Origin of the sequence: Lysinibacillus sp. FSL K6-1151 (assembly GCF_038630755.1) — a bacterium.
Classification (GTDB): Bacteria; Bacillota; Bacilli; order Bacillales_A; family Planococcaceae; genus Lysinibacillus; species Lysinibacillus fusiformis_D.
Genome location: NZ_CP152040.1, coordinates 3748303 through 3761745 on the forward strand (window position 1 = coordinate 3748303; position 13443 = coordinate 3761745).

At 38.7% G+C, this 13443-nt stretch carries 13 protein-coding genes; all 13 read right to left on the reverse strand.

The features are described 5' to 3' along the window. Positions 1-6: 6 nt before the first annotated feature. Positions 7-2475 carry a ribonuclease R gene (rnr, locus tag MHI04_RS18075; RefSeq protein ID WP_338651843.1) on the reverse strand — a complete coding sequence of 823 codons (2469 nt, stop codon included), beginning with the start codon at positions 2473-2475 and terminating at the stop codon, positions 7-9. A gap of 37 nt (positions 2476-2512) precedes the next feature. Continuing rightward, on the reverse strand, positions 2513-3259 hold the full coding sequence (locus MHI04_RS18080) for a carboxylesterase (RefSeq protein ID WP_340812058.1): 747 nt from the start codon (positions 3257-3259) through the stop codon (positions 2513-2515). 190 nt (positions 3260-3449) lie between these two features. Beyond that, positions 3450-3677: a preprotein translocase subunit SecG gene (gene secG / locus MHI04_RS18085; protein ID WP_036116760.1), complete on the reverse strand. Its 228-nt coding sequence runs from the start codon at positions 3675-3677 to the stop codon at positions 3450-3452. Between the two features lie 239 nt (positions 3678-3916). Beyond that, the gene (locus MHI04_RS18090; RefSeq protein ID WP_342535074.1) at positions 3917-5107 is read right to left on the reverse strand and encodes an MFS transporter; all 1191 of its coding nucleotides are present in this window, start codon (positions 5105-5107) and stop codon (positions 3917-3919) included. 274 nt (positions 5108-5381) lie between these two features. Beyond that, complete coding sequence (locus MHI04_RS18095) at positions 5382-6662, reverse strand: TRAP transporter large permease (protein ID WP_036116764.1); 1281 nt, start codon at positions 6660-6662, stop codon at positions 5382-5384. Further along, a complete protein-coding gene (locus MHI04_RS18100) occupies positions 6659-7144 on the reverse strand; it encodes a TRAP transporter small permease (protein ID WP_036116766.1) in 486 nt (161 codons plus the stop codon). Before MHI04_RS18100 ends, MHI04_RS18095 begins: the two co-directional genes overlap by 4 nt. Before the next feature lie 16 nt (positions 7145-7160). Further along, entirely contained in the window at positions 7161-8222 is a 1062-nt protein-coding gene (locus tag MHI04_RS18105; RefSeq protein WP_271910885.1) for a TRAP transporter substrate-binding protein, read from the reverse strand. A gap of 40 nt (positions 8223-8262) precedes the next feature. Continuing rightward, positions 8263-8448: a 2-hydroxymuconate tautomerase gene (locus MHI04_RS18110; protein ID WP_036116769.1), complete on the reverse strand. Its 186-nt coding sequence runs from the start codon at positions 8446-8448 to the stop codon at positions 8263-8265. A gap of 12 nt (positions 8449-8460) precedes the next feature. Beyond that, positions 8461-9231, reverse strand: a complete 771-nt coding sequence (locus MHI04_RS18115; protein ID WP_342535075.1) for a fumarylacetoacetate hydrolase family protein — start codon at positions 9229-9231, stop codon at positions 8461-8463. Next, positions 9231-10244 (reverse strand): 4-hydroxy-2-oxovalerate aldolase, encoded by a 1014-nt coding sequence (dmpG, locus tag MHI04_RS18120; RefSeq protein ID WP_036116773.1) that lies wholly within the window; start codon positions 10242-10244, stop codon positions 9231-9233. The genes MHI04_RS18115 and dmpG overlap by 1 nt, the downstream gene beginning before the upstream one ends. Next, a complete protein-coding gene (locus MHI04_RS18125; RefSeq protein ID WP_036116775.1) occupies positions 10241-11128 on the reverse strand; it encodes an acetaldehyde dehydrogenase (acetylating) in 888 nt (295 codons plus the stop codon). Before MHI04_RS18125 ends, dmpG begins: the two co-directional genes overlap by 4 nt. A gap of 15 nt (positions 11129-11143) precedes the next feature. Continuing rightward, positions 11144-11923, reverse strand: coding sequence for a fumarylacetoacetate hydrolase family protein (locus MHI04_RS18130; RefSeq protein WP_271910888.1), 780 nt, complete (start codon positions 11921-11923; stop codon positions 11144-11146). A gap of 14 nt (positions 11924-11937) precedes the next feature. Continuing rightward, complete coding sequence (locus tag MHI04_RS18135; protein WP_058844375.1) at positions 11938-13404, reverse strand: aldehyde dehydrogenase; 1467 nt, start codon at positions 13402-13404, stop codon at positions 11938-11940. Positions 13405-13443: the final 39 nt, after the last annotated feature.

Sequence of the window (13443 nt, forward strand, 5' to 3'; positions counted from 1 at the left end):
TAATGCTTATTTACGTTTTGATTTTTTCTTTTTGTTTTTCTTTGCAATGCCCTCGTAAAACTTTTGCTTTTGTTTCACGCGTTTTTTAGGACCTGGGCTTGAGTCATCTTTGCGGCGACCACGCGGGTCACGGTCGCTTTCACGACGTTCACCTTGCTTGGCGCTACGACTTCCACGGTCATCCTCTTGGCGACCGCCTCTACGGTTGCCACCACGTCCGCCTTTTTCTTCGTCGCTGCGTGTACTTCGTTGACTGCGTCCACCCTTGTTATCACTATAATTTTTACGTGCGTGGATGACAGTAGGAGCTGCTTTACGTGTTCGTCCATATGAAGTTACCATTCCAACGATTTCAAAGTCAATGGATGACTCCTCAATAATGACATTGGCAACACGGACTGTCACTTCATCACCAATACGGAATTGACGATTTGTTCGTTCACCGATCATAATCATTTGACGATCATCGAAGCGATAGTAATCATCTGTCATATTACTGATGTGAACAAGCCCTTCGATTGTGTTTGGCAGCTCCACGAAAATACCGAAGTTTGTAATAGATGAAACGATCCCTTCGAATTCCTCGCCAATTTTATCAGACATGTACTGTGCTTTTTTCAGAGCGTCCGTATCACGTTCGGCATCAACAGCACGACGTTCACGCTCAGAAGTATGGTCAGCAATTTCATCCATTGCCATACTCCACTGTGCAATCGTTTCTCTAGAAGTATCCTTATTAATTATATACGTACGAATTAAACGATGTACGATTAAGTCTGGATAACGACGAATTGGTGATGTGAAGTGTGTATAGAAATCCGTTGATAAGCCAAAGTGACCAAGGCTTTCAGGATAATATTTTGCCTGTTGCATCGAGCGTAGTAGCATTGTTGAAATAACGGGCTCCTCTGGCATACCATCAATGGCTTTCAAAACATCTTGCAGTGCCTTCGGATGCACTGTATTACCAGTACCTTTAATTAAAATACCGAAGTTCGTAACAAATTCAAAGAAGCGTTGGAGCTTTTCAGGCTTTGGATCTTCATGAATACGGTATAGGAACGGTACATTCATCCAGTGGAAGTGCTCTGCAACTGTTTCATTGGCAGCAAGCATGAAATCCTCAATTAGCTTCTCCGCTACTGTACGTTCACGTAATTCAATATCAACTGGCCAACCTTCGTCATTGACAAGGACTTTGGATTCTTTAAAGTCAAAGTCAATCGCTCCTCGTGTTTCACGTTTACGACGTAAAATACCTGATAGCTCAGCCATATTTTTAAACATTGGCACAAGTGGCTCGTAGCGTTCGATTAGTGCCTCATCCTGCTCCTCTAAAATCATGTAAACGTCCTTATATGTCATACGCTCTGTCGTTTTAATGACACTTTGGAAAATTTCGTGTGAAATGACATTACCATTTCCATCAATAATCATTTCACAAGATAGTGTTAAACGGTCAACCTGTGGATTTAATGAACAAATACCATTTGATAGACGATGTGGAATCATAGGGATTACACGGTCTGTTAAATAAACACTTGTTGCACGGTCATAAGCTTCGATGTCAATGACAGAGCCTTGCGTAACATAATAACTAACGTCTGCAATATGTACGCCAAGCTTGTAAGTACCATCTACATTTTTCGTTACGGTTACCGCATCATCCAAGTCTTTTGCATCTGCACCATCAATGGTTACGATCGTTTCATGTCGCAAATCACGACGACCTACTAAATCTGCCTCTGTAATTTCATCTGGTACGCGTTGAGCAGCTGCGATGACTTCGTCTGGGAATTCAGGTGGAATGTCGTGCTTATATAAGATCGATAAAATATCCACACCTGGATCATTTTTATGCCCTAAAATTTTGGTAATATAGCCTGTTGCGGATTTTAAATCCTCTGGCCATGTCGCAACCTCAACAACAACCTTATGACCGTCAACAGCCCCTAATGTGTCTCCCTTTGCGATAAAGATATCCATCGGTAGCTTTTTATCGTCTAAGACAACAAAGCCAAAGCCTCGATTAGCCTGGAATGTGCCGACAAAGCTTGTTTGACCGCGCTCGACGACCTTTGTGACAGTCCCTTCTCGTCGGTCCCCAAATGATTCTTTTAAGACACGAATTAAAACGATGTCTCCATTAATCGCACCATTAATTTCATGCGGTGGAATGAATACATCATCCATGCCCTCGACATCAGGTGTCACAAAACCGAAGCCCTTCGCATGTCCGATAAATTTACCTCTTAGCAAATTCATACGCTCTGGTAGGCCATAACGATTGGAGCGAGAACGCACAACTAAGCCTTGCCCTTCCATACGGACAAGGGTTTTGACAAGCTCCTTGAACTCCTCAGCATCCTCAAAACCGAATTCATCCTCGATTTCACCGACAGTTAATGGTTTATAATCATCTTTGCTGAAAAAATCGAGTAAACGACTTTGTAGTGTATCTTTTTGGTCTTTCATACATATTCCCTCCTTCATGAGAAAATCCTATTTATAATTATTGTGCCCAATTTAGGCTTTCTAAAAAGCGATAAATATCTTCATGTAATTGATCTTTTTCTTGATCCAATGTAATAACATGTTTTGAGTTTTCATACCACTTGATATGCTTTTCAAGTGACTCAGTTTGATTATATATAATGTTGGCAGATTCTGTCTCTATTACTTCATCATTTGTAGCTTGTATGACAAAAATAGGCGCATAAATCATGTCAATTTCTTGTCGTGTACGGGCAATAAATTCACGAAGCTCCTGTAGAGATGGCATCCCTTTTTCAGCAATGAGTGCTACTTCTGCTTCAATTTGCTCATCTTGTTTTCCTAAGAATTTTTTATAATCCCTTGCATATTTCAAGACACCCTCAAACATAACGTCTGTTGTACGCATTGTCATAGGGGCGCACATTGTGACAATTCCTTTAACAGGATTATTTAATGCCACGTTTAGTGCCATCACACCGCCTAATGAAAGACCAGCGACAGCAATTTCTTGATAGCCAGCATCCTGTAACTGTTTGTAGGCGGCAACGACATCCTGCCACCAGTCTGCTGGACCTGTTGTGATTAGTTCTTCTGGTTCCACACCGTGACCTTTATAGTGAGGTGCCAAAGTAGTATACCCTTTTTTCTCTAAAAATCTACCAAGCATTCGTACATCTGCAGAGCTACCAGTAAAGCCGTGTAATAATAATACAGCACGTGATCCTGCTTGAAAGAAAAATGGCTGTGATAATGATTTGTTCATTGTAAGCACTCCTTCATCCTAAAACACTCATCCATACTATACCCATTATAGCCATCTCGATTATGTCTAGCGAATAACAAGCTGGATTGTAAATTACAATTCAATTTTTGCTATGGAGAGAGAATTTACCATTTAGTTTTAATAAAAGAAAACGCCCAACCAATTTGGTTAGGCGATATATCTTCAACTATTAGATTTTTGTAATAGCAACTGCTAAAATGAAAAATAGTATAGCTAACACAATTGTTGCACGGTGAAGGATTAAATCCATACCACGTGCTTTTTGCTTTCCAAATAGTTGCTCAGCTCCACCCGAGATGGCACCTGATAAGCCTGCACTTTTACTAGATTGAAGTAATACCACAACGATCAACGCTAATGATACGATAACTAATGAAACTAATACTACTGTATGCATTCACTGCACCTCCCGAACTTTGAAACATCACAACACCTTTTAGTATAACAAAAAGTGGATTATGTGACAACTTTCATGATGAAATCATTTACAAGCTCTATTGAAAATTTACTAGAATCTTGAATTTTATCAATTTCCTCGTATGATTAGGGCTAGCGTTCATTCTAGAAAAATTCTTCCTGAGGTCGCAGTTAGTATACATGCTCTTGTGGTACTGTATTCAACGTGGTGACTATCAGCTATGATGGTTGGACTTTCTTGACAGTAAATAGTGCTATTACCATGAATATGGCACAGCAGGCAAATAGACTAATTAAAAAAATCCCCCCTACCAAATAACCCCAATATTCCACAAGTGAACCAAAAACCGGTGGAATTAAAAATACACCTATGGATGCCACCATTATACTAAACCCACTTGCAAAACCACTCATCGATTTTTCTACACTTTCAACAGCTAGCGTCATCCATATACCATTAAAGCCCGCAAGAGAAAAACCTATAATTGCTATACACATCACTATAAAAAAGGTGGAATAGGTAAAATACATAAGGATTATCCCATTTGCGCTTAGTATAGTAATGATTAATAATACAGCCCATCGATTTTTATTAAAAAATTTATCACTAATAATCCCCCACAACACTCGCCCACTTGCCCCACTAATTTCAGCAATAGCCAAGCATATGCCAGCACTATAAATGGGCCAGTCCTTTATTTCATACAAAAATAATATAATGTAGGTGTTAAATGTCATTTGAATACCCATTAAGATGAATGCAGAGCTATTCGTAAAAAAGAGCCATTTTGAATGAAGGAAAATGCGTAACTGCTGACGTAAAGGCAATTTAGTAGCTATCTCAGTTTGTGAATCTTCTTTTGTTTTTAATACAAAAGGCATTATGAAACTAAACAATAATAATACTACTGCCGCTACAGACAATGTATAACGCCAACCAATGAAAGCTACTAATGGAATCAGGACAACACTCGAGCCTGCTGAACCTAGTGTAATAGACATCTGTTTTAACCCCATTAGCAATGAAACTTGATTTACTGGAAGTATGTTCATAAGGAAACGATTTGTAACAGGATGCATTCCTCCATAACCCATCCCTGCTAATACAACAAATACTAAGGCCAACGTATAATTGTCTATCCAAGCAAAGCTTAAAAAGCCTGTTCCAACAATAATCATTAAGCAAACCATTATTTTACGGGTACTCAATCGATCTGCTAAATAGCCAACTAGCAATGTTGCTATAAATTGACCAATAAAAAGAGCAGTTGGAAGAAATCCTAACTGCCCTTTATTCAATGATAAGTCTGCACTAATATAGAACATTAGAGGACTAATGCTTCTCCCAACAAAGGCAGTTAAAAATTGAGCAATGATGATCCACATTGCAATACGTTTCATCTGTTGCATAATCCATCAAAACCACCTTTTACGCTCGATGAGCCAATTCATTTCCACCTAATACAGTGGTCAATCTTTCAAGTGTGTTGTGATTAGCCTACTTTAACTATTACTATTAAAGTTGTGGTTGGTTTCCGCTACGGGATGCTCGTTTTCAGGGCAAGCAGAAGTCGTGCATCCTCCTCCACAAATAACTAAAAAAATGTAGTATCATATATTAATTGACTATAAAAGCAACCATAAGATAACCTAATATTCTCCTAATTAACGTACCTGCTACTCCCTACATCCCCAACCATCTTGGTACGAATAATACAAGGTCTGGAATATATGTTAGGAATAGTAGCACGATAAAGGAAATAACAATAAAAGGAAAAACACTCTTTACTAGCGTTTCAAACTTCACTTTTGCCATCGATGATACGATGAAAAGTCCTGTCCCTACTGGCGGTGTTAATAAGCCTAACGTTAAGTTAATACAAATGATGACTCCAAAATGCACCGGGTCAATATTAAATGCTATTACGAGTGGCATCATGACAGGTACTAGAATAATTAATGCGGCAATTCCATCTAGTATCATGCCGATTAGTAACAATGCTAAATTCACTAATAATAAGAATACCCATGGACTTTCTGTAATGTTTAACATATTTTCTACTAACAATTGTGGAATTCGTTCAAAGGCAATCATCCATCCAAAAATATTGGCCATAATAATTAAATATGTTACTGTAGCTGTATTTGTCACCGTATTGATTAGCATTTTAGGGAGCTTTTTGATATTTAACTCTCTATAGACAAATAAACCGACAATTACTGCTAGTAAACAAGCGATAGCAGCAGATTCTGTTGCTGTAAATACACCTGTTAGAATACCTACAACAATTGTAATGGGTATTAATAGTGCTGGGATTACTTTTAATGACTTGCTTCGAATATCTGCCCACGAAGCCCGTTCACTTTTCGGGAATTGTTGTTTATAGCCCATATAAGAAATAACTAAAATAAAAACAAGACCATAAATAATCCCTGGGAGAATCCCAGCCATAAATAGAGCGCCAACAGATGTACTTGATAACGTACCGTAAATAATGAAAATCATACTTGGTGGAATAATAGGTGCGATAATAGAAGATGCTAATGTTATAGACGCTGCGAATTCACGTTTATAGCCTTCCTTCTCCATTTGCGGTACCATTACTTTACTCATCATTGCAGCTTGAGCATTTGCTGAACCTAGAATCGATGCTAAAAACATATTAGCAATAACTGTCACATAGGCCAGCCCTCCCCTAAAATGCCCAAAAAGGACACGAGCAAATTGAACAAGCCTCGTTGTAATACCGCCCTCATTCATAATTTCACCCATTAACATGAATAACGGAATCGCTAATAGGCCAAAATTTTCAAGCCCTGAATACATACGTAATGGTGTAGAATCTAATAATGTCACCTGACCATTTAAGATGAAATAAATAACTGTCGTAATACCAAGCACCATTGAGATGGGAATACCAATGATAAGTAAAAGAAAGAAAATAACGAGTACAATATAAGTCATGTATTTTCTCCTTCTCTATTTTTAAGTGTGTCAATTAAATGTGAAAGAAGATGAATTGCTGCAAAAATTAATCCTATAAATACTGCACTATAAGGAATCCACATTGGTAATTGTAAGGAGCTCGATTTTTGTAGCAACATGGCAGGATTCATCATCCATTTGTAAGCGTAATAGATTAATATAAATAAGAACGCAATCATCATGCAATCCTGAACAATTTTAAAAATCCTTTTACTACGCTTAGATACAGCATCATATAAAAATGTAACTGAAGCCTGAGTACCATATTTCAGACCCCAGCTTCCTCCAATAAACGAAGTCCATATTAATAAGAAAATCGAAACTTCACCAGCCCAAGGGATGGGATCTTTAAAGAAATAACGAAAAATAACCGCAAATATCATTAAGATAGCAAGCGCAGCCATTAAAATGATCATCAGTAGTTCTTCGATTTTAGTAATAACTTGACTAATTTTCGCCATCTAGCCATTCCCCCATTTACTTACGGAATTCATTAATAAACTGTTTAATTAAAGCAGATTTTGCACTATACTCGGCGTCAAATGCTTCGATTTGCTCTTTAAATACATCTGCCCCTAACTCATAAACAGTCACTCCTTGACTGGCAAGTTCTTTTTTGAATTCTTCTTCTTGTCCAGTTCGTGTTTCTACTGCATAAGCTATTGTTGCTTGTAAGGAATCAATAATGATTTTTTGAGCATTTTCAGATAATCCATCAAACATTCCCTCATTTGCTACGACAATTGATGGCCATACCATGTGATTTGTTACAGCTACATATTTGGCTACTTCGGAGTATTTATTTGTGATTGTCGCATCTAAGTCCATATCCATTCCGTCAATAACGCCTGTTTGTAATGCTGAATATACTTCTGGTAATGGTAATCCTTCTGGTGCAGCTCCCGCATCTTTATAAAATTTTTGGAGCGGCGGACTTGGTGTTACTCGCATTTTTAAACCTGCTAAATCCGAAGCCTTTTTAACTTCTTTTGATTTCAATACCATCGTACGTTGACCAGCGAATAGATAATCTAACCCTTTTAAGCCCGTTCCTTCTATTTCTCCTAAAATCTCACGTGCAATATCAGTATGACTTGCATCTGAAGCTTCTTGTAAATTTTCAAACATGTATGGTGCGAACCACGCGGCCATCTCAGGTGTACGCGTACTTAAAAAAGCGGCTGTAATAAAAGCAAAGTCTATCGAGCCTGCCTCTACTTGTTGTGCCATATCCGCTTCAGTCCCTAATTGACTTGCAGGGTAAATTTCAAGCTCCATTTTGCCATCTGAGCGTGCCTTTAATTCTTCATTAAATTTTTCAGCAGCTTTATGCCACATATGATCTGTTGATGTAATATGGGCAAGCTTAAATTTCTTCTTTGGAATATCTTCATCCGAACTAGTTGCTGACACAGCTGATTTATTGTCCGTCTTTGCATCTGTTTCATTTGTTGTGTTTGAGTTACCACAAGCTGCCAAAACGAATAAAAGTGCGAATAAACAACTAACTAGCATAAACTTTAGCGGTTTTTTTATCATAAAATATCCCCTCTATTTTTGATTTAATATGTTGCATTGGTTATGGCTCCGCCTTCGTCTTTCCACTAATTCCCCAATGAACGGGTGGCACTTCTATTAAAATAACTCTTACACTATCAATTGGAACTCGTGCCGTTTGAACAATGGTAGTTGTAACTTCTTGTATAATTTTTTTCTTTTGCTCCACAGACCGTCCTTCTAATAACTGAATTTGAACAATTGGCATATTTAGTCCCCGCTACTTCACAACTAATGTTAGCTTGCCAAGTGTCCCATAGTCTGCTTCTATTTCATCACCAGCTTTTACTGGAATTGCATCTGTTATGCCACCTGTTAAAACGAGTTGACCAGGCAAAATACCTCTACCTTCTTTTGCTAACATCGCTAATAATTCAATGACCGAATAAATGGGATGACCAAGTACCGCAGCTCCTGTACCATGTAGTTTCTCTTCTCTATTTTGTTTCAAAATGACTTCTATAGAAGCCCAATCACATGTATAAGGTGAAAATGCTTGCGCACTCAGCCAAATTTTCGATGAAGAAGCATTATCAGCTATTACATCAGGTAAAGTAAATGAAAAGTTTTTATAGCGACTGTCAATGACTTCAAGTGCTAGAAATACGTTTTCAATCGCATCCCATACTTCTAATGGTGTTAAATCCGCACCTTGTAGCTCTTTTTTAAAAACAAAGGCTACCTCTGCTTCCACACGTGGATGAATATATTCAGCAGCTATAATTTCATTTGTCCTAAGATTCATTTGTGAGGTTAAACGCCCATAAATTGGGGAATCCACCCCTACTTGTTGCTGTTTAGCAATACTCGTTAGGCCCATTTTCCAACCGATAAACCGATTGTCAGCTGTCATCGTTTTTTCCATACTAATTTTTTGAATCTCATAGGCTTCTTCTACTGTCAAATTTGGTTTTGAGTTAGTAATCTTTTCAACTGCCTCTTTTGTTGCTTGTGCTTCCGCCACCCGCTCAGCATATTCAAATAAAGACACTATGCACTCCCCACTTTCTGTTGTGCAATTTTTTGTGCTACTTCAATGATCGTATCCTCTTGTCCACCTACAACATTTAATTTGCCTAACTCTACTAAAATATCTCTAGCATCAACACCCACTTTTTCAGCAGCTATATTGGCATGACGTAAAAAGCTCGAATATACGCCTGCATAGCCCATTACTAAACTACCTGTCGTAATATCTTGTGGATGTGGCAAAATATTGGCACGAACATAGTCAGCCAAATCGAGTATTTGGTATAAATCTATACCTGTTTCAATACCCATGCGATTTAATACAGCGACCAATACCTCAGTTTGTGTATTGCCTGCACCTGCACCTAAACAACAAATACTGCCATCGATACGTGTAGCACCTTCTTGAATCGCTACAAGTGTATTGGCAACAGCCAGAGACAAATTATTATGCGCATGAAAACCAATCTCAATGTTTAAATGAGCACGTAATAAACGAATACGATTCTGTACATCAGCCGGTAGCATAGCTCCTGCTGAGTCCGTAACATACACGGCATCAGCCCCATATGATTCCATTAACAACGCCTGCTCTAATACTTTTTCAGGTGATGCAGAATGTGACATCATTAAAAACCCAAATGCCTCCATCCCTAGTGCTTTTGCTGTTTCAATATGTTGCTTTGATACATCTGCCTCCGTTACATGTGTAGCAACACGAACAACTCGAGCACCTGCCTCATAAGCCTCTTTCAAATGATGTATTGTGCCAATTCCAGGAATAAGCAAAACTGTTATTTTAGAATCTCCAGCAACTTCTGCTGCCGCTCTAATTAACGCAATATCATGCTCTTTAGAAAAACCATATTGAAGGGACGAGCCTCCTAAACCATCTCCATGCGTGACTTCAATATACGGTACACCGGCTTCACTTAATTGCTTCGTTACATAACGAACTTGCTCAGAAGAAAATTGATGGGCAACCACATGGCTACCATCACGAAGTGCAACCTCTGTTAAATAGATTTGACTCATCGCACTTCCACCTCCCTAACGCTCATTGTTTTTGCCATTTCTTCAGCCACCTTCAATCCAGCGGCCGTCATAATATCCAAATTTCCAGCATAGATTGGTAAATAATCTCCCAATCCCTCTACTTCAATAAATACGGTAACTTTCTTTCCATCTACAATCGGATCTAGCTTCAAGCGATAACCTGGTACATATTCATTTACTTTTGCGACCATATTTTTTACGGATTTAATAATCTCTTCCGTATTCGCTTCTTCTTCAAGGAGACATAACACCGTATCACGCATCAATAAAGGTGGCTCTGCTGGGTTTAAAATAATAATTGCCTTTCCTTTTTTTGCACCGCCAATCAGCTCAATTGCATTGGATGTTGTTTCTGTAAATTCATCGATATTAGCTCGTGTTCCTGGACCTGCACTTTTCGAAGCAATTGTTGCAACAATTTCAGCGTAATCAACACTTTGTACACGGCTAATGGCGTAGATGATTGGTATCGTCGCCTGACCTCCACACGTAATCATGTTTACAACAGGCTTTTCCATATGCTCTGTCAAATTCACCGTCGGTACAACAAATGGACCTACAGCGGCTGGCGTTAAATCTATTAGTCTTTTGTTTAAACCTTGTAAAGCTTTCACATGAGCAATATGTGCCTTTGCTGATGTTGCATCAAATAAAATATCCGCCAAATGTGGTTGCTCTAGAAATCCTTCAATCCCATTGGAAATCGTCTGAAAACCTGCCTCTTGTGCACGTCTTAAGCCATCTGATTCAGGATCAATGCCAATAAGTACTGACATCTCTAAGTACGGAGATCTTTGAATTTTCATCATTAAATCCGTACCAATATTACCTGAACCAATAATGCCCACTTTCATTTTTGTCATGGTAGCTTCCTCCCTTTACACAAACTCTAGTTCGACTGTACCTAATAGTTCACCGAAGTCGGCTGTGAACTTATCACCTTGTTCAGCATCCAATGCTGCCGATAAAGCACCTGATAATATAACTTCTCCTGCTTCAACACCAATATCGAAATCTGCTAGACGGTTTACAAGCCAAGCGACACAACTTGCTGGATTGCCTAAAACATCTTCTCCCTTTCCTTCATTCATAAACGCTCCATTTTTATAAAGCTGCATTTCGATTGCTGGTAAGTCAACATTGAAGACCTCACGTTTCACTTGACCTAGTACGTATTTTGCAGAGGAAGCATTATCTGCAATGGTATCGAGCAATTTTATTTGCCAATTGGCAATGCGACTATCTACGATTTCAAGACTAGCTACAATATAATCTGTTGCTTCAAGTACCTCCTTAACAGTGACATTAGGTCCCTTTAAAGGAGACTTCAGTACAAACGCAATTTCGCCTTCGACTTTCGGCTTTAAATAACTTGATCGCTCGGTTTTTCCTTCTGTAATTTCCATATTCGATAAAAGATGCCCATAATCTGGTTCATCCACGTTTAATAGATTTTGCATTGCTAAAGATGTCAAACCAATTTTTTTACCTGTAATTTTATGGCCGTTCAGTAACTTCCTATTAACGATTTCAAGTTGAATGGAGTAAGCATCTTTCAATGAAATATCTTTAGCTGATTGAGTAATCGGCTCAATGCCAATGCGTGTTCTTTCTGCTTCTAATAATTTGTTAGACCATTCAATTAGATTCACTACCATGCTTTCCCCCCAAGTTATAATTTAATTGTTACGTTTGAGACCTCGCAGTAGAATTCAAAGCTGTGTGCGCCACCTTCACGCCCGATTCCGCTATGTTTCATCCCACCAAATGGTGTTCGAAGATCTCTTAAATACCATGTATTTACCCAAACGATGCCTGACTCAATTTGACCTGCAACACGATGTGCACGTCTTAAATCATTTGTCCAAATAGTTGCACCTAAGCCGTAATTTGTATCATTTGCACGGGAAATCACGTCGTCTTCTGTATCAAAAGGTAATACTGTAACAACTGGGCCAAAAATTTCTTCGCGTACACAACGGTCCTGATCCGTTAAATCGGTAATAATTGTTGGCTCAATATAGTAGCCTTTATCGATAGTAGCTGGGCGACCACCGCCTGTAAGAATATTGCCACCCTCTTCTCTGGCAATTTGAATGTAACCCATTACTTTTTCATAATGCTCTTTCCCTACGACAGAGCCGATATCTGTCGTTGCATCAAATGGATCTCCAATTTTTAATTCTTTTGTACGAGCTACAAATTTCTCCACAAATTCTTTATAAATATCACGTTCTACATATATACGAGAACCACAGAGACACACTTGCCCTTGGTTTGTAAAGCTTGATTTTAACGTTGTTGCAAGAACTTCATCTAGGTCCGAATCTTTAAAAATAATAGTAGGATTTTTGCCCCCTAATTCAAATGAAACTTTTTTCAATGTAGGGGCAGCAGCCTTCATAATAGTAGTGCCTGTTTTAGTTTCCCCTGTAAATGTAATAGCATCTACATCAGGGTGTTCTGATAGAAAAGCACCTGCTGAATTCCCACCAAAACCGTGAACTAAATTTACAACACCATCTGGTATCCCCGCTTCTTGACATAATTCAACCAAGCGAGTAGCTGTCATTGGTGTAAGCTCCGCCGGTTTCATGACAGCAGTACTACCTGCTGCTAAGCAAGGGGCTAATTTCCAAGTTAAAAGTAGTAATGGTAAATTCCAAGGATTAATCATAGCCACGACACCTACTGGTCGTGTCACTGAATAATGAAGTGCCATATTGTCTTGGTTATAAGATTCATTGCCAAGTGAAGTAACGTAATCCGCAAAGAAGTGGAAATTATGTGCTGCACGTTTAATATCCATTTCTATCGCTAAATGATACGGTTTGCCTGTATCTATCGTTTCTAAAGCAGCAAGTTCTTCAACATTTTCTAAAATGAGGTCGCCAATACGTCGTAACAGTAGAGAGCGCTCTTTGACAGTGAATTTTCCCCACGGTCCTTTCAAAGCAGCTTTTGCAGATTGTACTGCTGCATCGACTTCTTCCCTAGTCGCTTCTGCTACCCATCCAATGACTTCTTCTGTAGCAGGATTTATATTTTCAAACACTTTCCCATCTATAGCGTCAATGAATTCACCGTTTATGAAATTACGACAATTAATACTTTTCGTTTTAAACGTTGCATGTTGCATCACTTTTCACTCCCTCAATTATGGAGCGACTTTAAGAAA